The sequence below is a fragment of the Pseudoalteromonas sp. MSK9-3 genome (assembly GCF_003590335.1).
GTDB lineage: Bacteria > Pseudomonadota > Gammaproteobacteria > Enterobacterales > Alteromonadaceae > Pseudoalteromonas.
The window spans coordinates 62,506-83,494 of sequence record NZ_MIET01000025.1 but is presented as its reverse complement, the minus strand read 5'-3'; the positions used below and the strand labels follow the sequence as shown (position 1 = coordinate 83,494).

19 protein-coding genes and 1 pseudogene are annotated in these 20,989 nt (G+C 40.0%); 10 read left to right on the top strand and 10 right to left on the bottom strand.

All coding sequences use genetic code 11. The features are described from left to right. Window positions 1-326 precede the first annotated feature (326 nt). From ruvB to aspS, 4 genes are all read right to left on the bottom strand, one after another. Window positions 327-1,334 (bottom strand): Holliday junction branch migration DNA helicase RuvB, encoded by a 1,008-nt coding sequence (gene ruvB, locus BGP78_RS10390; RefSeq protein WP_119861335.1) that lies wholly within the window; start codon window positions 1,332-1,334, stop codon window positions 327-329. Window positions 1,335-1,340: 6 nt separating this feature from the next. After that, window positions 1,341-1,958 carry a Holliday junction branch migration protein RuvA gene (gene ruvA, locus BGP78_RS10385; RefSeq protein ID WP_010365036.1) on the bottom strand — a complete coding sequence of 206 codons (618 nt, stop codon included), beginning with the start codon at window positions 1,956-1,958 and terminating at the stop codon, window positions 1,341-1,343. 7 nt (window positions 1,959-1,965) lie between these two features. Then, the gene (ruvC, locus tag BGP78_RS10380; RefSeq protein ID WP_010365035.1) at window positions 1,966-2,487 is read right to left on the bottom strand and encodes a crossover junction endodeoxyribonuclease RuvC; all 522 of its coding nucleotides are present in this window, start codon (window positions 2,485-2,487) and stop codon (window positions 1,966-1,968) included. A 132-nt stretch (window positions 2,488-2,619) separates the two neighbouring features. Further along, the gene (gene aspS / locus BGP78_RS10375; RefSeq protein ID WP_119861334.1) at window positions 2,620-4,410 is read right to left on the bottom strand and encodes an aspartate--tRNA ligase; all 1,791 of its coding nucleotides are present in this window, start codon (window positions 4,408-4,410) and stop codon (window positions 2,620-2,622) included. A 183-nt stretch (window positions 4,411-4,593) separates the two neighbouring features. Here aspS and BGP78_RS10370 point away from each other — a divergent pair, with 183 nt between their 5' ends. Together BGP78_RS10370 and BGP78_RS10365 are read left to right on the top strand one after the other, a co-directional pair. Continuing rightward, entirely contained in the window at window positions 4,594-5,442 is an 849-nt protein-coding gene (locus BGP78_RS10370) for a DUF72 domain-containing protein (RefSeq protein ID WP_259386276.1), read from the top strand. 67 nt (window positions 5,443-5,509) lie between these two features. Next, window positions 5,510-5,716 (top strand): hypothetical protein, encoded by a 207-nt coding sequence (locus BGP78_RS10365; RefSeq protein WP_119861332.1) that lies wholly within the window; start codon window positions 5,510-5,512, stop codon window positions 5,714-5,716. A 41-nt stretch (window positions 5,717-5,757) separates the two neighbouring features. On the opposite strand, the gene BGP78_RS10360 is transcribed toward BGP78_RS10365, so the two are convergent. Continuing rightward, window positions 5,758-6,165 carry a GFA family protein gene (locus BGP78_RS10360; protein WP_119861331.1) on the bottom strand — a complete coding sequence of 136 codons (408 nt, stop codon included), beginning with the start codon at window positions 6,163-6,165 and terminating at the stop codon, window positions 5,758-5,760. 75 nt (window positions 6,166-6,240) lie between these two features. Here BGP78_RS10360 and BGP78_RS10355 point away from each other — a divergent pair, with 75 nt between their 5' ends. Continuing rightward, complete coding sequence (locus tag BGP78_RS10355) at window positions 6,241-6,747, top strand: M48 family metallopeptidase (RefSeq protein WP_119861330.1); 507 nt, start codon at window positions 6,241-6,243, stop codon at window positions 6,745-6,747. 276 nt (window positions 6,748-7,023) lie between these two features. Here BGP78_RS10355 and BGP78_RS10350 read toward each other — a convergent pair whose 3' ends face one another. Continuing rightward, window positions 7,024-7,707 carry a DUF3334 family protein gene (locus BGP78_RS10350; RefSeq protein ID WP_119861329.1) on the bottom strand — a complete coding sequence of 228 codons (684 nt, stop codon included), beginning with the start codon at window positions 7,705-7,707 and terminating at the stop codon, window positions 7,024-7,026. Between the two features lie 115 nt (window positions 7,708-7,822). Here BGP78_RS10350 and cmoA point away from each other — a divergent pair, with 115 nt between their 5' ends. The 5 genes from cmoA (at window position 7,823) to BGP78_RS10325 (ending at window position 12,238) form a co-directional block, all read left to right on the top strand. After that, window positions 7,823-8,548, top strand: a complete 726-nt coding sequence (gene cmoA, locus BGP78_RS10345; protein ID WP_119861328.1) for a carboxy-S-adenosyl-L-methionine synthase CmoA — start codon at window positions 7,823-7,825, stop codon at window positions 8,546-8,548. A gap of 10 nt (window positions 8,549-8,558) precedes the next feature. Beyond that, the gene (gene cmoB, locus BGP78_RS10340; protein ID WP_119861327.1) at window positions 8,559-9,527 is read left to right on the top strand and encodes a tRNA 5-methoxyuridine(34)/uridine 5-oxyacetic acid(34) synthase CmoB; all 969 of its coding nucleotides are present in this window, start codon (window positions 8,559-8,561) and stop codon (window positions 9,525-9,527) included. Between the two features lie 311 nt (window positions 9,528-9,838). Beyond that, complete coding sequence (gene purM / locus BGP78_RS10335) at window positions 9,839-10,891, top strand: phosphoribosylformylglycinamidine cyclo-ligase (protein ID WP_010365026.1); 1,053 nt, start codon at window positions 9,839-9,841, stop codon at window positions 10,889-10,891. After that, the gene (purN, locus tag BGP78_RS10330) at window positions 10,891-11,538 is read left to right on the top strand and encodes a phosphoribosylglycinamide formyltransferase (protein WP_119861326.1); all 648 of its coding nucleotides are present in this window, start codon (window positions 10,891-10,893) and stop codon (window positions 11,536-11,538) included. The genes purM and purN overlap by 1 nt, the downstream gene beginning before the upstream one ends. Further along, entirely contained in the window at window positions 11,483-12,238 is a 756-nt protein-coding gene (locus tag BGP78_RS10325; protein WP_182912266.1) for a DUF3108 domain-containing protein, read from the top strand. Before purN ends, BGP78_RS10325 begins: the two co-directional genes overlap by 56 nt. 63 nt (window positions 12,239-12,301) lie before the next feature. Here the strand turns inward: BGP78_RS10325 and BGP78_RS10320 are convergent, their stop codons facing one another. Together BGP78_RS10320 and BGP78_RS10305 are read right to left on the bottom strand one after the other, a co-directional pair. Next, a complete protein-coding gene (locus BGP78_RS10320) occupies window positions 12,302-13,066 on the bottom strand; it encodes a class II glutamine amidotransferase (RefSeq protein WP_119861325.1) in 765 nt (254 codons plus the stop codon). A 633-nt stretch (window positions 13,067-13,699) separates the two neighbouring features. Further along, a complete protein-coding gene (locus BGP78_RS10305; RefSeq protein ID WP_119861322.1) occupies window positions 13,700-15,085 on the bottom strand; it encodes a hypothetical protein in 1,386 nt (461 codons plus the stop codon). A 230-nt stretch (window positions 15,086-15,315) separates the two neighbouring features. Here BGP78_RS10305 and BGP78_RS10300 point away from each other — a divergent pair. Beyond that, window positions 15,316-16,463, top strand: a pseudogene (locus BGP78_RS10300) (IS3 family transposase). A gap of 181 nt (window positions 16,464-16,644) precedes the next feature. After that, the gene (locus BGP78_RS10295) at window positions 16,645-18,165 is read left to right on the top strand and encodes a DNA cytosine methyltransferase (protein WP_119861320.1); all 1,521 of its coding nucleotides are present in this window, start codon (window positions 16,645-16,647) and stop codon (window positions 18,163-18,165) included. On the opposite strand, the gene BGP78_RS10290 is transcribed toward BGP78_RS10295, so the two are convergent. Together BGP78_RS10290 and drmB are read right to left on the bottom strand one after the other, a co-directional pair. Beyond that, the gene (locus tag BGP78_RS10290) at window positions 18,157-19,134 is read right to left on the bottom strand and encodes an ATP-binding protein (RefSeq protein ID WP_119861319.1); all 978 of its coding nucleotides are present in this window, start codon (window positions 19,132-19,134) and stop codon (window positions 18,157-18,159) included. The two genes, BGP78_RS10295 and BGP78_RS10290, sit on opposite strands and share 9 nt — an antisense overlap. Next, window positions 19,134-20,987 carry a DUF1998 domain-containing protein gene (drmB, locus tag BGP78_RS10285; protein ID WP_119861318.1) on the bottom strand — a complete coding sequence of 618 codons (1,854 nt, stop codon included), beginning with the start codon at window positions 20,985-20,987 and terminating at the stop codon, window positions 19,134-19,136. The genes BGP78_RS10290 and drmB overlap by 1 nt, the downstream gene beginning before the upstream one ends. Between the last annotated feature and the right edge of the window lie 2 nt (window positions 20,988-20,989).

Sequence of the window (20,989 nt, the reverse complement as noted above, 5' to 3'; positions counted from 1 at the left end):
ACTTATCAACCCCAGGATTACTTCCTTCAACTTGTTGTTTTGCCCGCATTTTTTGCGGGCTTTTTTTTGCCTGAAATTTGTGTGAATTATAAAAATATAAGGCTGCTCAACACAAGAAAGTATATAGCCACAACGTAAAACCCTTGTCTGCGATTGTTTGAACAAGTGCACCTTGTGAATGGGGTTTGACCATGGAAATTATGAGAGAGCTTAAGGCTATGGGTTTATAAATTCACGCAATAACATGCTTGTTGAGCGATAACGTATAAAGCAAAAACTCAGCGGCTGCTGAGTTTTATAGATGTTAATCGATGACTAAAGGGCTATTATGACTCAGGTACCGCTAAGTCAAAATGAAGATAAGCTGCATTGGATGCAATGCGCCCTCTTGGCGTTCTCTGAATAAAGCCTTGCTGGATCAAAAATGGTTCAATGACATCTTCAATGGTTTCTCGCTCTTCGCCAATGGCTGCGGCCAAGTTATCTAGACCAACGGGTCCACCCATAAACTTTTCAATAATGGCCAACAAGTATTTGCGGTCCATGTAATCAAAACCACGCTTATCTACATCAACCATTTCAAGCGCAAGGTTGGCGATCTGTGCACTTACTTTACCGTCACCCTTTACTTGTGCATAGTCGCGCACTCGGCGTAATAAGCGATTTGCAATACGGGGCGTACCACGAGACCGACGCGCCACTTCATCTGCGCCCTCAGGGCTTATCCCTAAATCCAAGTAAAATGCTGAGCGAGAAATAATAGTCGACAGATCCGATACCGAATAAAACTCTAATCGCTGCACAATACCAAAACGATCTCGTAAGGGGGATGTAAGTGATCCCGCTCTGGTTGTTGCACCAATTAACGTAAACGGCGGTAGCTCTAACTTTATTGAGCGGGCAGCAGGTCCCTCGCCTATCATAATGTCTAACTGATAGTCTTCCATTGCGGGGTATAATATTTCTTCAACTTGCGGGCTTAGCCGGTGTATTTCATCAATAAATAATACGTCACCTTCTTCAAGGTTCGTTAATAAGGCCGCCAGATCTCCTGCTTTTTCAAGTACCGGCCCAGACGTCGCTTTAATATTTACATCAAGCTCGTTTGCGACAATGTTTGCCAGCGTGGTTTTGCCTAATCCTGGTGGGCCAAAAATCAACAAGTGGTCCAGCGCCTCTTCCCGTGAACGAGCCGCTTCTATAAAAATGGCCATTTGCTTTTTTACATGATCTTGACCTGTATAATCAGCAAGTAATTTCGGTCGAATTGCCCTATCAACACTGTCTTCATTGCCTTGTACTTCAGGCTCAATTAATCTATCTGCTTCTATCATGCGTTATCACATCATTGACTTAAGGGCTTCTTTGATCAGTGTTTCAGTCCCCATATCAGGTTTTGACACTGCTTTAACCGCTTTTTGTGCTTGTGCTAGTTTATAGCCTAAAGCCAGTAATGCAGCAACTGCATCATCAGCTGGCGTATCCTGAACAGTTGGGTTTTCTTGTGGTGCAATCACCGCGCCATCACTAAACGGCGTTAGTAAATCATGACCAAAGTTCTTGAGTCTGTCCTTCATCTCAAGTACCAAACGTTCCGCCGTTTTTTTACCGACACCAGGGATCTTAACCAACGTCGTGGCGTCTTCATTGTTAACACAGTGGATAAACTGCTCCGCTGACATACCCGATAAAATAGCCAGCCCCAATTTTGGCCCAACGCCGTTGGCTTTTATTAACTCTCGAAACAACGCACGTTCTTTTTTATGATTAAAACCAAACAATAATTGCGCATCTTCTCTTACCACAAAGTGCGTATATACCGCAGTTTGCTCACCACAATTCGGTAATTCATAAAAACAGGTCATGGGCATTTGCACTTCATAACCAACGCCAGCGACATCAAGTAATATTTCTGGCGGCTGTTTTTCTAATAAAATTCCACTGAGTCTTCCAATCATCTATTTTTTACCTCAATCTACGGCGTACAGTTTTTGTTGCACTGCCAGCAAGACGAATTAAGCTTTGTTCAGAGTGAGCATGACAAATCGCAATAGCCAAAGCATCTGCTGCATCAGCTTGGGGGGTGCCGGGCAACTTTAGGATTCGTTTCACCATTTCCTGAACTTGTTCTTTTTTCGCACCACCATTACCCACCACCGCTTGTTTGACTTGCCTTGCTGAATATTCATGTACCGCAATATCTTGCATCGCAGCTGCAACAATCGCTGCACCTCGGGCTTGACCAAGCTTTAAAGCTGAGTCTGGGTTATGGGCCATAAAAACCTGTTCAATAGAAAAACTATCAGGCTGGAACTGCTCCACCAGCTGCGTTACACCTTGATAAATCATTTTTAAACGAGTCGGAAAATCAAACTCCCCTATTTTGATACAACCACTGCCCAAATATTGAAATTTACTGCCTTGATGCACGATAACACCATAGCCTGTAAATCGAGAACCCGGGTCAATGCCCAAAATAGTCGCCAAAACATAATCCTAAATCGTTTTTTTGCATCATGCCAAAATACTGTATGAATTACCAGTTAAATACTATAGCAGGTATAAAAAAGACGACCAATTATAGTCGCCTTTTTCTTACGTTATATTCGCTTATGCGTATTACTCACCGTCTTGTTGTACGGCTTCTTTTTCAACTTTAGCCACTGCAATCGCTAACTCTTTTAAAGAGTCTGGATTTGCAAGACTTGGCGCATCAGTCAATAAACAAGATGCTTGAGTTGTTTTAGGGAATGCAATCACGTCACGAATATTATCAGTGCCACACAACAACATTACCAAACGATCTAAACCAAATGCTAAGCCAGCATGTGGTGGTGTACCGTACTTAAGAGCATCTAATAAGAAACCAAACTTATCTTGCTGCTCTTGCTCTTCTATACCTAAAATTCTAAACGCCGCTTCTTGCATATCCGCGGTATGAATACGCACAGAACCACCGCCCACTTCATACCCGTTGATAACCATGTCATATGCATCAGAAATTGCTCCTGCTGGTGCAGATTCTAGCGCTTGAGCTGTAATGTCTTTTGGTGCTGTAAACGGGTGGTGAACAGCATGCAAGGTACCTTCATCATCTTCTTCAAACATTGGGAAGTCAACAACCCATAATGGTGCCCATTTGTTTAAGTCAGTCAATTCTAGGTCTAACCCTACTTTCAAACGCAGTGCGCCCATAGCCTCGTTAACCACATTGCGCTTATCGGCACCAAATAACAGGATGTCGCCTGTTTGTGCGTTAGTACGCTCTAACAAGCCATTGATCACTTCTTCATTTAAGAATTTAGCGATGGGCGATTGAACCCCTTCAATACCTGCATCATGGTCATTCACTTTCATCCAAGCAAGACCTTTCGCACCATAAATACCAACAAATTTCGTGTATTCATCAATTTGCTTACGAGACAGTTTGGCACCACCTGGAACGGTTAATACCGCTACACGACCTTTTTCATCGTTAGCAGGCGCAGCAAGTACTTTAAATTCAACGTCTTTAACTAAGTCAGCAACGTCTATCAACTCCATCGGGTTACGTAAGTCTGGTTTATCAGAACCAAAACGACGCATCGCTTCGCTGTAGGCCATTACCGGGAATGCACCTAGGTCAACGTCAAGTAGCTCTTGCCACATTTCTGTTACTAAACGCTCAGTCATCGCACGTACTTGGTCTGAACTCATGAACGATGTTTCTAAATCGATTTGGGTAAATTCAGGCTGACGGTCAGCACGTAAATCTTCATCACGGAAACATTTCACAATTTGATAATAGCGATCGAAGCCTGACATCATCAGTAATTGTTTAAACAACTGTGGTGATTGTGGTAAAGCGTAAAAGCTACCTTTATGAACACGGCTTGGTACTAAATAATCGCGAGCGCCTTCTGGCGTAGCTTTTGTAAGTACTGGCGTTTCTATATCAAGGAAATCATTACCATCTAAGAAACGACGAACAAAACTACTCGCTTTCGCTCTTAGCTTAATACGGTCGCTCATTTCTAAACGGCGAAGATCTAAGTAACGGTACTTTAAACGGCGTTCTTCGGAGTTTTGCTGATTAAAATCCAGTGGCAATGGCTCTGAACGGTTAATAATATTTAAGCCAGTGCCTAATATTTCAACTTCACCGGTTGCCATGTCTTTATTTACTTGGCTATCAGGGCGCGCTCGAACAGTTCCTTTTACTTGTACACAAAATTCTTGACGAAGTGTATTAGCAGTATCCATTAGCCCTTCTACTTCTGGGTCAAATACTACCTGCACAAGTCCTTCACGGTCACGTAGGTCGATAAAAATTAAGCCGCCCAAATCACGACGCTTATTTATCCAGCCACATAATTCTACTTCTTCGCCAACATGGCTTTTATTTAAGTTCCCACAATATATCGAGCGCATAATATTCCTGTTAGTCAGCTACACTAAAATGCAGCCAATAAGGTTAATTTGAAAAAATTACCGCCAATTATATAAAATTCCCCCTTAAAGTCATCCTTGATCGACATAAGTAAGCAAATTTCCCAACGATTAATGTGTTTTGATACAATTAATACACTTAATCGTTATTGGATCTCGCATTTTATGCTTTATATAGGTTGCCCTCAGTGGAGCTCAGCACATTGGAAAGGCCGGTTTTTCACCCGAGACTGCCAACCAAAGCACATGCTCAGCCAGTACAGCCAAATTTTTAGTTCTGTTGAAGGCAATACCAGCTTTTACGCCGATCCATCTCCTGAGACGATCTTAAAGTGGCAAAACAGTGTACCTAGCCATTTTAAATTTACGTTTAAGATCCCTAGACGGTTTTCTCATGATATGGCATTAAGGAATTGCCAAAGCGATTTACTTGAATGGCTAAAACTCTTTGAACCATTGTTTGAAAATATTGGCCAAATTATGCTGCAATTACCCAAAAGCTGCAGCCCTGACTATCTTGACACTATTCGAGACTTCAGCCGTCTCTTGCCGAATAACCTGCCCATTGGTATTGAAGTGCGCCATCTTGGTTTTTTTGACAAAGCGGACAATGAAACTAAATTCAATCAGTTTTTAATCGCTCAAAACCACAATCGGATCATGATGGATACTCGGCCACTATTTAGTGAACCACCTCTGACGGAAGCGATTATCGACGCACAAAAAAAGAAACCAAAAGTACCTTTACATGTTATTTCGACAGCTCAAGCACCAATCATTCGATATGTTGGCTGCTCAGACTTACAAGCAAATAAACAGCTATACCGCCCTTGGTTAAATAAGATTCGACATTGGTTAGATGAAGGTAAAACACCCTATTTGTTTTTTCATACTGCCGATAATTATGATGCACCGTTGCTCGCTAAACAGTTTATAGCCGATTTGGCACATCCATCTGCAACCTTAGGTAAGTTTCCTGCTGAGCTAGAGCCTAGTCAAACTAACTTATTTTAACCACTATTGGTTTTTGGAACTTAAACAGGTACACTGTTATTGAATAATAAATCAACAAGGAATAAGTATGTTATTAAAACTACAAAAAAAGAACATCAAAACTCTTTCGCAAGATAAAACTTTGCTACCTGTCGCCACACAAAAAGTAGCCGGTGGTATTTCAGGTGATCACGTTTGCTGTACTGAAGTAACAATAAGAACGAACAAAAAAGCTGTACAAAAAGAAGCACAATCATTCGCTTCATCTTGTTGCACAATAGAAACTCATTATTGATTACAAATAAAGCCTGCTAATATAGCAGGCTTTACACCTTGCTAATCACGACCGGGTTCAAATCGTTCATATCGCGGCAATTGCGCATCTAAGTCCTCCCAATCAGCTTTTGATGTAACAAAATTATGTGACATAGGCCTTTCAGCAATTGGGGTATCTAAAATTCCTAAGCGAAATCGAACTTTTTGGGGATTATCCCTGTTTGAGCTATAAATAGGAGATGCGCAATGGCGACAAAAATGGCGCTTGCGACCATGCTTAAACTCAAAGTGTGTGATGTCCTCACGCCCTGTCACTACTTTAAATAAATCAGTCTCTACAAAACCATTCGTAGCGTACGCGGTACCTGTTGATTTACGACACAAAGAACAATGGCAATGAATTATATCGGTGATCGGCCCATGAATTTCTACTTTTACGGCCCCACACAAACAACTCGCTTTATACATACTTTTTCAAACTATTCGGATCCTTGTTGCGCATTAGCATATAATAACTATCACTTTTAGCCTAACGAGTTTTTTATGGATTTTAAGCACTACTTTCAGCATTATCCTGAAAACATACAACAGCAAGTGTCACAGTTAATTAACTCTAATCAGTTGGCAACTTATTTTAAAAATAAATATCCGACTCCACATCAACTTAGATCTCAAAAACAGTTATTTGAATACACCAACGAATTTAAACAGCGTTACTTAAAGAATGCGCCAAAGTTATCTAATGTTGCCTATAAAAAGCAGAAGGATTTAGTTAAAAATGCGTTGGGTACGCATACTTTTAAAAGCCAGCAACATGGTGGGAAACTCAAAGCTAAACATGAAATTGCAATTGCAGACCAACTAAAATATGCACCTGAACCCTTACTTAGAATGTTAGTTGTACATGAATTAGCCCACTTTAAAGAAAAAGACCATAACAAGGCATTTTACCAATTATGCTGTCATATGGAACCTGACTACCACCAGCTAGAATTAGACTTACGACTTTTTTTGGTATTACAACATCAAGCAATGAGCTTCTACGAGTAGTCATTTCTATTGCATGACTGAGTACTGATACATAACAAATAAAAGCGTTCATGGAAAGTATGAACCACATACACATCATAATGTGCTGCAATAATGTAGTGGAATATAAAGATATCGAGAAAACGAAAAAGCTGTCTTCACATCACATAAAGCACAATACAACTTTATAGATGCTTTAACAGCTTTACATACCATAGCGGCTTTAAATGCAATCGAGTTCTAATTGGTTATGCTAAATTAACATAACCGAATCAGCACACGATAGAAATCGCAAGTTTATAGGCCTAATTCAGCCATAAAGTCATCATCACTCACATCTGTTGCTTCAGATGCAGCTGCTTTTTTTGCTTTATCATCATTTGCTTGATTCGCAATAATGTCATCAGGGTCAACCGCTTCGGCAATATCAAAGTCATGCAGTTTGATGAACTCTGTTTTGTCCATGGCCAACTCTAGGTAGAAAATATTTTGATTCTGAGTAGTAAAAGTCACCCGACGAGCCTGCGGTCTGTCCATCGTGGTATCGACTGAAATTTGCACCTGCTTATTAATTGCCATCATTTTAGGCTGGTTTTGTGTAATCGATGTATGCAGTTGACTACGTACTTTGCCTGTGAAGTCACCGACAATCTGATTCATTAACTCACCCATTACGTTAGACACATCGTCTGATAGGTGGCTGTGCGCTATCTCTTCTTCAGGCATACCCATATTGCGCATATAATCATGATAAATTTCCATTGCCGATTGCGCGGTAAAGTTTGTCACAACTAACCCTGTAAAACCGCCATCAAACAATACAAAACAGCCAATGTCTGGGCGCATACACGTACGCGTGATTTTTTGAACCATTGCTGAGTACGCAATTTGATTGCCACTTGCGGAAGACAATACTTCAGTCACCGAGTTGCACAATGTGGATAGAATATCTTCTGTGCTAATTACTTTATTTCTCGCCATTTTTCGTCTCTTTTATACTTCTTATCATTAATAGTAGCCAAGCTACTGAAATTATCACTGACTATCCAGTATAAAATGTTAAAATAACCAGATTATTTAGAAAGAGAGACAAATTGTGACTGGCACAGACAGTATTTATGCCTCTGAGCAGCAAATAAAAGATTTTAGCTTTGATGAAAACGTAGTCGAAGTATTTCCCGATATGATCCAACGCTCAGTACCTGGTTATGCAACAATCGTCAGCACCATGGGCAAGCTGGCAGGACAATATGCACAAAGCAATTCAAATTTATACGACTTAGGCTGCTCATTGGGCGCGGTCACATTAAGTATGCGTCGTAACATCGAAAAACAAAACTGTGAGATCATTGCGGTTGATAATTCAAAAGCCATGGTTGAGCGCTGTCAGTTGCATTTAAAAGGCTTTAAGTCAGACGTGCCTGTCAACGTCGTTTTAGGTGATATCACTGAATTAGAGCTTAAAAATGCCAGTGTAGTCGCACTCAACTTTACCTTACAGTTTATTCCTCAAGAACAACGAGAAGACGTACTTAAACGCATATTCAACAGCTTAAAACCGGGTGGCGTATTATTACTAAGTGAGAAAATTAAAGGTGAAAATGAGTTAACTGATAACCTGCTCATCGACCTTCATCACGACTTTAAACGCCATAACGGCTACTCTGAATTAGAGATAAGCCAAAAACGCACCGCCATCGAGAATGTAATGCGACCGAATATCCTGTCTACCCATCTTGAACGACTAAACACTATTGGTTTCAGCCAAACTCAGGTTTGGTACCAGTGCTTTAACTTTTGCTCACTTATTGCCATCAAATAACGGAGTCATCATGAATTCTTGGTTTACCGACTTTTATGCAGCCATCGCCAAAACATCTCTGAGTCATTGGCTAGAAACGCTGCCAGCACAACTGAGTCATTGGCAAAAAGAAGCACAGCATGGCGACTGGCCAAAATGGGAAAAGGTTCTAAAAAACCTGCCTGAGTCAAACTCTGAGCATATTAATATTACCGATAAAGTTGAATTTGGTTTAGCTGAGGAGCTATCAGAAGGACACACCAAACAATTAACCCACTTACTGAAAAAGATGATGCCATGGCGAAAAGGCCCTTTTCATATTCATGGTATTCATATTGATACAGAATGGCGCAGCGACTGGAAGTGGGACCGATTAGTCGAACATATTTCTCCATTAGACGGACGCAGTGTGCTTGATATTGGCTGTGGCTCAGGGTACCACCTGTGGCGTATGCGTGGTGCAGGCGCAAACTTCGTTGTCGGCATTGACCCTTCCGATCTATTTTTATCTCAATTTCAGGCGATCAAGCACTTTAACCCTGATCCAAACGTCCATCTATTACCACTGGGCGTTGAACAGTTACCAGCATTAAAAAGTTTTGATACTGTATTTTCTATGGGCGTACTTTATCACCGCCGTTCACCCATAGATTTTCTGTCTCAACTAAAAGCGCAATTGCGACCTGGCGGGGAGCTTGTATTAGAAACCTTGGTCATTGAAGGAGATGTTAACACCGTACTCGTGCCAACCGATCGCTATGCTAAAATGCGCAACGTGTGGTTTATTCCTAGCACCGCTGCACTGACTCTCTGGCTAGAACGTGTCGGTTTTAAAAACGTGAAAGTGGTCAATAATGATGTAACGTCACTTGATGAGCAACGTCAAACACCTTGGATGGAAACTGAGTCATTAGCGGATTTCTTAGACCCAAATGATAAAACAAAAACCATTGAAGGGTATCCTGCTCCACTACGTGCAATACTGACTGCACAAGCATAACTGCTAAATTAAAATACGCGTAAACCTGCCTTACGCGTATTTACAATGAATTTAAGTAAAAGGTTTTATATGCATTTATTAATCAGCGCATATAAAACCTCTCTCCACTGAGCCCGCAGCCAACTCATCAATATACCACTTCTCTATTTCATCATTAACTCACTGTTATTATGAGCAAACACCCTCTATTTGAAGACGAATCATGGCTTGCTGGTGGGATCTGTCATATTTACGCTAGCCGCCCCTAACCAATTGTTGTAAAATACGCGCGTTTCTAAGCAATCCATAAAGCAATTTTTTGAGGAAAACCCGTGAGCGATCAAAAACAGTCTCTTAGCTACAAAGACGCAGGCGTAGATATTGATGCCGGTAATGCATTAGTTGAGCGCATTAAAGGCGTAGTGAAAAAAACTCGTCGTCCAGAAGTAATGGGCGGGATCGGTGGTTTTGGCGCACTGTGCGAACTTCCTACTGGTTATAAAGAGCCTGTATTAGTCGCTGGCACTGACGGCGTAGGCACTAAGCTTCGTCTAGCGATTGACCTAAAAAAACATGACACGGTAGGTATCGACCTCGTTGCCATGTGTGTAAACGATTTGATTGTCCAAGGTGCTGAACCCCTATTTTTCTTGGACTACTATGCAACTGGTAAACTCGATGTTGATACAGCTGCTGACGTTGTAACAGGCATTGGTAAAGGGTGTGAACTATCAGGCTGTGCACTGATCGGTGGTGAAACTGCTGAAATGCCAGGTATGTACGAAGGTGAAGACTATGACATGGCTGGTTTCTGTACTGGTGTTGTTGAAAAGTCAAAAATCATTGACGGAACTAAAGTAGCGGCTGGCGACCAATTAATCGCTCTTGCTTCAAGCGGCCCTCATTCAAATGGCTATTCTTTAATTCGTAAAGTACTAGAAGTATCAGGTGCTGATACAAATGCTGAATTTGAAGGTAAGACTCTGGGTGAACACCTACTTGAGCCGACACGTATTTACGTAAAATCGATTCTTGAATTGTTGAAAGATGTCGACGTTCATGCTCTTTCGCATATTACAGGTGGTGGCTTTTGGGAAAATATCCCTCGCGTTTTACCAGAATCAGCAAAAGCGGTTGTTAAAGGCGATAGCTGGGAATGGCCAGCAATCTTCAACTGGTTACAAGAAAACGGCAATATCAGCACACACGAAATGTACCGTACATTTAACTGTGGTGTAGGAATGATCCTAGTTGTTCCTGCTGACAAACTAGCACAAAGCCTTGACGTACTTAATGCACAAGGTGAGCAAGCATGGCACATTGGTGAAATTCAAGATGCAAATGCAGGCGAAGAGCAAGTCGAAATCGTTGCTGGTAAAGACTAATGACGCCATCTCGCTTAGTTGTATTGATATCTGGTAGTGGCTCAAATTTACAAGCCATTATAGATGCTTGCCAAAACAACGAAGTTAATGGCGAGATTTGCGCCGTGATCAGCAATAAAGCTGATGCATATGGATTGGTTCGCGCTCAAAATGCAGGAATAGAAACTGCTATTTTGAGCCATAAAAATTATCCATCTCGTGAAGACTATGATGTTGAACTTGCCGCATTAATTGACTCATTTAATCCAGATTTAGTTGTATTAGCTGGATTTATGCGTATTCTAACCCCACGCTTAGTGCAAAAATTTAAGGGAAAAATGTTGAACATTCACCCTTCTTTGTTGCCTAAGTATCAAGGGCTGAATACCCATCAAAGAGCAATAGATGCAAAAGACGATGTTCATGGTGTAAGCGTACACTTTGTAACGGAAGAGCTAGACGGTGGTCCCGTTGTATTACAAGCCAAAGTACCTATTTTGGCAGATGATACAGCAGATACCCTCGCCAAGCGCATTCATGAACAAGAGCATGTTATCTATCCTTTGGTGGTCAAGTGGTTCAGCGAACACAGACTAACAATGGAAGCAGATTATGCCGTTTTTGATGACCAACCCCTTCCAGCTCAAGGCGCAGCGTACCCAGAATAAAAAAATTGGCGCTTGGCTTGTCGGGTTAAGCGCTTTCTTTTCTTTTTCATTATTTGCCAACACCCTCACCCCCTACCATGCAGAGTACCAAATACTCCGTAAAGGCTCTGTCCAAGGCTCTGCCACTCGAGATCTTAGTAAAATAGATGAAAGTACATACCAACTAAAATATCAAAGTGATATAAAGTGGATGATTTTCAATGACAAACGGATAGAAACATCCATGTTTACGTTTGATGATAATCGCACACAACCCATTCATTACGATATGACTCGCAGCGGGACCGGCCCAGATAAAGCATACACAGTCAGCTTTGACCACACGAAAAAAACCATCAGTTCAAATAAAAAGGAATATCCTCTCGATATTACTTGGCAAGCTGAACAGCAAGACGCTCAAACTTATCAAATACAGCTACGCCGCGATATAAAAGCGGGTAAAACTAAGGTGAGCTATCCGATTGTAGATAAAAAAGGTAATCAACGTAATTACGACTTTGAAGTTGATGGCCACGAAACCATTACCCTACCTATTGGTAACGTAAAAACAGTCAGAGTGAAAAGGTTATACGATAATAACAAGCGTCAAGCCACTGTATGGCTAGCACCTGAATATGACTACATGTTGGTGAAAATGTACAAAGGCAAAGAAGGGATAGAGCAATTTCAAGTACACATGACGAAATATGACGTAAAATAACCTTAAACCGTGCCGCAAATTAAATCTGCGGCACGGTCCATGCTGTAAAATTATGCGCTAAGCCTAAATTTTTTCTCCAAGCTTAAATAATACAAATTCACCTGGTTCCATCTTTTGCCATTGCTCATCATTCGTTAATGGCCTTGTTGCTATAACACTGACAATATCATTTGGTGTAGTTTCTTCTTTAAAGTCCACCACCATATCAGCATCAATCAATGTGGCTTTACCAAAGGGCGCTCTGCGAGTAAGCCAGTGCAAATTGTTCGTACAATACGCCAGTACATACACCCCGTCAGTGAGCAACATATTGAAAACGCCTTTGTCTTTCAAGGTGGCCGCTAATTTAGCCGCATATCGAAAAACCACCGCCATGTTTGATGGTTTTTTTGGATATTTTTCTCTGATCTTATCTAACAGCCAACAAAATGCGAGCTCACTGTCTGTATTACCAACAGGGCGATAAAATTCAGGTTTTAAATCATTATAGTTAGACAGTTGCCCATTGTGCGCATAGGTGATCTCTTTTCCCCATAATTCACGAGTAAACGGGTGAGTATTCTCTAAACACACTCTGCCACGGTTACCTTGACGAATATGACTAATGACCGAGACACTTTTTATAGGATAGGCTTTAACTAATTTAGCAATTTCTGACTGACAACTTGGTTCTGGATCTTTAAACGTTCTACAACCCTTACCTTCGTAAAACGTGATCCCCCAGCCATCTTTATGAGGCCCTGTATTACCACCGCGCTCTAATAACCCTGAAAAACTGAAACATATATCTGTTGGTACATTCGCAGACATACCTAATAACTCACACATTAATTAGAAACCTTTAAATTCAATAAACCGACGGGATAAATATAAGAAAAACTTTATTAGTGTTTTTAGCATCAATATAAGCAGCTGCATTAGTGCTCATATATGTTTAGCCGGTATTTTCATCATTATTGTTCCCCATGTTTCATATAAAGGCAAGCTAATTGATGTGCTCACTAAAGCATACATGAACAATATAAAGCGCCAGATAAACGTAGCATTTGCTTTAGGCTCTCCAGAAACTTTTTAACTTTATGACGTAACGACTGCGATTTATTAGACCACCCCATCACTGTTAAAACGGATAAAAGTATTGGAGAAAAGGTAACAAAAACTGACCTTAGCTTTTATTACCATTGAAGCATCTACCGTGTCGGGCAAGTACACGTAACCTCATCCGATTCCCGCTTAGGGTTGCACCACCAGAGTATTGACTCATTTGTGTAAGCAGTACCTCCAACAACTTTATGTGTTGCAGCTACAGGAAATGCGTTTTTATTTAGAGATAAGTGTTTGACAATTTTTTTGTTAACTGAGATTTTCATATTAATCCTTGAATATCGATATTGAGTGAATCAGAAATAAAAATATGACCATAAGCACTCACACTGTCAATAACTAGTATATTAGTAATATTCATTTTGCCCATGTTTGGTAGACAATCTCAGCTAACTTTTTATCTGAAATAATCAAATTTTCACGCACTAGAGTAAGCGTATTATGGTTTTTGACAATAGAGATTTCATCGGACATCAGTCTCATTTCTAATATCATGGCATTCTCTTCTTTCAAGCTTGGTCTATTTTGCTGGGTTTGCGGAAATTCAATCAGTACAACGCGATACATATCCCCATTGTGATCAATCCAATCTTTAACTTCCCAAGAACTCATAAACCCTTCTTCCCCCTTTGGGGTAACAACAACTTGACCTTCTGTATTAAACTTCAATTCGGTCAATTTAGGTAAAGCGTTACCCTCATCTGATGTATTAATATCACGCAGGTGATACAACGTTTTACCAGAGACAAAGCTTTTATCTATGTTTACTTCCCCTTTTGAAAAAATCGAGCTGTCAGTCCATATTGCAGGATCATTTTGCTCAGAGAAGCTCAAAGCATACTCCTCATTCATAACAACAAAAGTAAAGCTGCTATCACCATACGACAACTTATTGTGGTTAAGCTTATACTCAAGATCGTAACCACGATAACTGATCACTCCATCATTAAATGACACTAACTCATCATAATCATTGCCGTTTATAATATGGTGATTGCTAAAGGTCGTTTGAATGAAAGACTTCCCAGCGATATATGACTCAATGTGTGTATCTTTGGGTTGTGAGTAAAGTTCACCTAGCAGTGAATTGTAAGTAATATCTATAGAAGTGAGGTCAACCCCTTGATTTAACGCCTCCTTGGCGAGTGTTGTGATCTGCTCAACCTGAGAGTTTAGCGCTTCAAGGTCATTGGCTGCCACTTCACTTGCTAAAGCTAACGTCACAGAACGGGCAATAAGGTGTGAGAACTGAGACTCAATATCTGTATTTTTTACATAATCAGCAGTAATTGCATCCTGCTCTAAACCAAACTTGATTGCTAATTCTTCTACAGACAGTTCATTTAAGTAAGCAAGGGTCGTAAAAGGTGTTATGTGATCTGATCCAGCTGCTGCGATTAACTCATAAGATTGCGTTAATACCGATAAGCGATCGCTGTCATAAGTAACCCCAGCTTTTGCCTTCGCAATGATTGGGTATTGCGCATTATCCACTGTAATAACAACTTCCCCCACCTCATTGGTTAATGTCGATAGTTCTTCACCTAAAGAACACACACTATTTCGATCTGTATCTATACACACCGTCGCATTATGCAAATAACCATCCATCACCGTAATGGTTTTAGTCTGTGGAACTACGGGCGTGTTTACCGCACCTCCATCACTACTCCCACCACCACACCCCGCAATTAAAAGTGGTATCACAGCCATTAGTGGCGCTAAAAATTTATACTGATTCATACAATTCCTTTTTGATAACTCAACTTATTAAAACGTTTGATACTTTCCTATTTTATCAACTCGCAGATGAAACGTTAGTAATGTTAACAACATGTATCTTAATTAGCCACATTATATGAGTTCTACTATTGATTTAATTACCAACTCACATTTAAACCACTTTTTGGATTTCCCAGACTTTGCTAGACACCCAATGAGTTACATTGTAACTTCTAATAAAAGGTGTTTTTATGAGTAAAGGCAAGCGGTATACCCAAGAATTCAAAATCGAAGCAGTTAAGCAAATCACAGAGCGTGGTTATTCAGTTACAGAAGTATCTGAACGACTAGATATTTGTACCAAAACGTTATATCACTGGCGGAGCCCGTTATCAGATAAACCTAAATCGGTTAAGTCATCAGACGAACAACTTAGGATCGCTAAACTTGAGGCTGAATTAAAACGTGTCACGGAGGAGCGGGATATTCTAAAAAAGGCCGCAAGGTACTTTGCCAGCAACCCCGAGTAAAGTACGGCTTCATCCAAGATCACCAAGATGAGTTTTCCATCACTACGATGTGCCGCCTTTTTAAGCTGCATCGAAGTGGTTTCTATGCGTGGTTAAAAAATCCTGTAAGTGATAGATCGCTTGAAGATAGTCGCTTGTTAAAGCTCATTAAAGAGTTTTATATAGCCAGTGGCGGCACATATGGTAGCCCTTGGATACATGCAGACTTGCGTGAAGCCGGTGAGCAATACAGCGTAAATCGTGTTGCTAAAATCATGCGTCAACATAATCTTAAAGCGCAAATTGGGTATAAACGTCGTCATATTAAAAGCGGTAAAACATCACGGATTGCAGATAACTTATTAGCACGTCAATTTAGCCCGCCAGCGCCTAACCAATCATGGGTCAGCGACATCACCTATGTTAGAACTTATGAAGGCTTTTTATATGTAGCAACGGTTATGGATTTATTCTCTAGGCGTATAGTTGGTTGGTCGATGGATAAAAATATGGATAAGCACCTTATTATAAATGCCCTGTTGATGGCTGTATATCAACGTCAACCGAAGACTGAAATACTGGTGCATAGTGATCAAGGTAGTCAATACGGTAGTGCTGACTATCTCGCATTTATGAAAGAACATAATCTAGTGCCTTCAATGAGCCGCGCTGGGAACTGTCATGATAATGCGGTTGCTGAAAGCTTTTTTGCGACGATTAAAAAACGAATAATTAAGCATAAGATATACTCAACATGAGAAGATGCGAAAGCTGAGATATTTAATTTTATAGAAATGTTTTACAATCCTAAAAAGCGCCATTCACACACAGGCGGTGTTTCACCTGCTAAGTTTGAGGAAGCGTACTATTCTGAGTTAAAAACTGTCTAATAAAAGCTGGGAAGTCCAAATGATTTAAACGAATAAATGAAGATATTTTGTTTGCATATTACGGTTTCTAGAGAAGTTACAACTCATAAAATATATAATCCGCTCCCTATTAACTGAAAAAAGTTTACAAAGCTCTAAAAATTATTATCCTGGAGCAAAGTCTTAAAAGGAAAAGATGTAGTTGGAAAAGTCAGTCAAAGTTATTGATATCTTCGCAGGGCCTGGAGGATTAGGAGAAGGCTTTTTCTCTTATAAAGACGACAACGGTAATTTTCCATTTGATAGCCTAATATCAGTAGAAAAAGATCTTCACGCACACGCAACACTTACATTAAGAGCATTTTATCGCCATTTAATAAAAAACAATCTAGAGATTCCCGATGAATATTACCAATATGCCGATGGTAAAGTAGACTTTCCTTACACGGCTGCGACAAAAGAGCTATGGGAGCAAGCTAATAAAGAAACACTTCAACTCGAAATGGGACAAGATCAGAAAGCTGATATAGAACTATTCCGAAATATTAAGGAAAGTAATGATGACACATCACCAAGAATTTTAATTGGTGGCCCACCATGTCAAGCGTATTCTTTGGTCGGCAGAGCAAGGAATAAAGGCAATAAAGAGTATGTGCCGGAAGAGGATCATCGACATTTTCTATACAAAGAATATTTATCGATTATGGAAATATTTTCACCTGATATTTTTGTCATGGAAAACGTCAAAGGTATGCTTTCTTCAAAAGTTAATGGTGGTGCCGTATTTGATCAAATAATCAAAGACCTTGAGTGTTGTTCGGCAGGATATTCATTGTATAGCTTAAAAACTGGAAAAAAGTTTGTAAGCGGTGAGACAAGCCCTAAAGATTTTATATTGTGTTCCGAAGATTACGGGATACCGCAAAATAGACATAGAGTGATCATTCTTGGTATCAAGAAAACAGACGGGCAAGCTCTAGACTCAATAGCACCATTAGAACACTCCCCAAAAGTTAGCGTCGGTGATGCCATTGGCGATTTACCAAAGTTAAGAAGTCCACTATCGAACAGAGGTAAGCGCTACAATAAAGATAGTTTAAACGCATGGAAAGATAACTTGCTAACCGGAATTAATGAATTAATAGATAGTGGTACTCTAGATAATAAATTAGTTATCAAAATGAAGGATAACTTAAGTCTCTTGAAGCCGAGTTGTTTGGACACTAGCTCTGTAGCTGAATATAATCCAAGTAAGTTACCAACAGGGTTTGATGAATTCGTAAAGGATGCTCCCTTACTAAACGTTAGATCACATGAATCTCGTCCACACATGGACAGTGATTTACTTCGTTACTTTTTCTGTGCATCCTTTAGAGGCGTTTATGGTCGAAACGCTAGAGCGGATGACTTTCCTGACTACTTGGCACCAGACCACAAAAACTGGAAAAGTGGCAAATTCGTAGATCGGTTCAAAGTTCAATCTTTCAATAGCCAATCGAGTACAGTAACTTCTCACATAAGTAAAGATGGACACTATTTTATCCATAGCTCAGCTGAACAATGTCGCTCTTTAACTGTGCGTGAAGCAGCTCGAATACAATCTTTTCCAGATTCATATCAGTTTATGGGAAAACGAACAAATCAGTTTCACCAAGTCGGCAATGCAGTGCCTCCACTTCTAGCACGGCAAATAGCCAATATAGTTATGAAGTTACTAAAGTAATTTAGACATTTTAGATGCATTGGCTTCGCTGCCGTGAGCCTTTGCGTCAAGCTCTCCTGCATAAATAATATCTTTCAAGAGTGACGAAAAATGCTTCGGGGCTTTGTTTAGTTCAATTCCTAAAAACGTTCCTTGAAAACTTAAATCAGAAATTTCATGTTCAGCATTGGTGATTGACAAGCTCTTGGTGTTGCTAGCAATAGTGAACATACCAAAAGAGCTAGCTATCTCGGAAAGGACGTAGAGACCAAATCCTGAATTATCATAAATATTATCGGTACTCGTAACATTTGAGGTTGATGAAACCCCTGGTTTTATAGCCTTTAATAATGCTTTTTCATCATCAGGTACAGTAAAAGACCTCGCTAAGCTTTTCGATATACCGATACCTTCATCTAGAATAGAAATCTCTACTCGGCCATCACTCCAGCGTTGCCCACATATATAACAGTCAGTTGCTTCTGAGTGTTCAAAGACATTTCTTACTAGCTCGCGTAAAGTGTATAAGTAAAACCTGTGCTCTTCAGTATCCTCTGGAGAGCCAGCTAGAACGTTAGCAAGACCTCGTACAGATGAAATAATATCACCATACCAAGTTTGAAGATCGATAAAGTCTGGTCGAGATATTTTTGTGATAGGTGTATAGGTAAAACTGCCTTTTGCTTCTCCCATCTCTTTGCCAACAACCTTCTTTGAGCCAATCAAGTCAAAAAAACCAACATGCGCCATGTAACCATGAGCTTCATTATCAGTTAGTTTGACTAAACGTGTTCTAAGGTTCTTACGTTGGCGATATTCTCGCCAACGTCTTAGCATAGAGCCTGTTACCAACATCGCAGCTGGACGAGAAAACACGATACTATTTAGGTCAACTTCAACCGCATCATGATCCTGAGTCGCTTCCAATTGCTTATTTACAAAACGAATAGAATTTGAATCAAGATTTTGGGGGAATTGAATTCTTCTCATTAATCACTATCTTCCGTGTCAAAATACCCTTTAATACCTAATAATTCACCATTGATTGTCATTCGATCCAATAGACTATTAAACACCTCACATGAAGTCTCAGGAAGAAGCAAACAGTTATGGCAAGCTGCAAGGTTCAAACCACTTGGGCCTTGCCCACCACTATGACCAGTTTCAAAACAAATTGGGTCAGAACTACACCAGCTAGCATCATTAAGAGCGCTCTTTATAGTGGACTCCAATTTACCTGCTTTTCCTAATCTAACCAACCCACCCAGTGACCCTTCAGAATCTCCAGAAGCGGTATATATAAGAACACCATACATAATAGTATCAGCTTGTGTACTCACATAAATTCTTTCTCTTAAGGCCGCCGAACTGTAGCCACTTTCATGGATGAGTCTATTGATTAATATATGAGAAAAACTATGTATTAACAGAAATTGAGGACTAAGTGGCCCAAATGAATCAAGAAAAGCATTTTCTTCTTTTTTCTCATTTAAAGACTTATAGGCATTACACTTCGCATACTCTTCAGCCCATTTATTAATTTTGTCAGCGCTGAACTCTATATATATACCTTCTCCATGATTCTGCACAGCGGGCAACCATGTTGAAATTTTGGTTTCGTCAGCCCAAAGCATACTCTTGTATTCATCAATTGATTTACTATTGCTAGGAGTTAAACGATCAAAGCCGTACATTGCTTGAGTGATTGTCAATTTATCAATTAAAGAGACGCTAGCGAAAAACTCTCTAAACCAATCCTGATAATCATTGATGTTTTGTGGCTTGGATGACAACTCTTCCGAAGTCGTTTTGTTTAAGAAAAAACCTCGCTCTTCATGTCTAAACTCTTCTTCGGTGAGTTCCTCTAAATCAGCTATGTCACAATCTTGCTCAATGAACAGTTTTATATTGCTAAGGCTATACTCCTCGTTCAGGGCCATCGATAACAATAAAGCCTTAGTTTCATTGTCAGCTGCACCTTGTATCATTGCTTTTTGTGGATCACTAAGTTGTGAATACGCTGCTGCGATACCACTAGCGATTCCTTCTAACTCCTGAGGGATATAAATTGAAGAATGTGTTTTAGAGAAATAAACATTTGTCGATTGTCTTAGAGCTGCAACAATCGGGCTTGAACAACCACCACTATTTGTTTCACCAAGCCAAGGCTTATTTGACTTACAACCTATCTTAGCTTTAGAGAAAGCACTTTCAGGTTTACCATTATCATCGAATCCAGAATAGAAAATTCCTTTAAGTGAAGCTGACTTGTTACAATCTATACATCTTACTCTAATATTGGATACTGAAGAGCTTCCCGTACCTTCCAATTTCAAATGACACCCATCAGATTCACTACATTGACCGTCAGAGTGGTGATTTAACCAGTCAAACCAAGGAAAGTCATCAATATGACCCTCGGAGCATATTGTTATAAATCGAGATTGATAAGTTGGTGCGCCACAACTGGTACAGAAAATTTTAGATTCATCATTTGCCTCATTTGCTCCTTTTTGTAATTTCTGACACCTAGTGTTACTGCATACTCTCCATAATGGAAATCTCTTGGCAGGTATTGGTACTTTTCGAGTAAACCCATCCTCTGTTACTTTAAAGTCAGGTGGAACCCTGAAGGATTCTACATCTAATTTCTTTTGTAAACGCTTATCAGTTCGAACAAATTTTCCTACCGCGGACAATTCAGCTCCTTGATCATCTTCAAACCAGTGATCTAGACCACAGGTAATCATAGATATTCCGTTTTTATTGACCTGCATGGCTCCTGTTCCAAATGTGTGGATTAGTTGCCCTTTTCTTGTTTTAACTTTGCTTCTATTTCCCACTA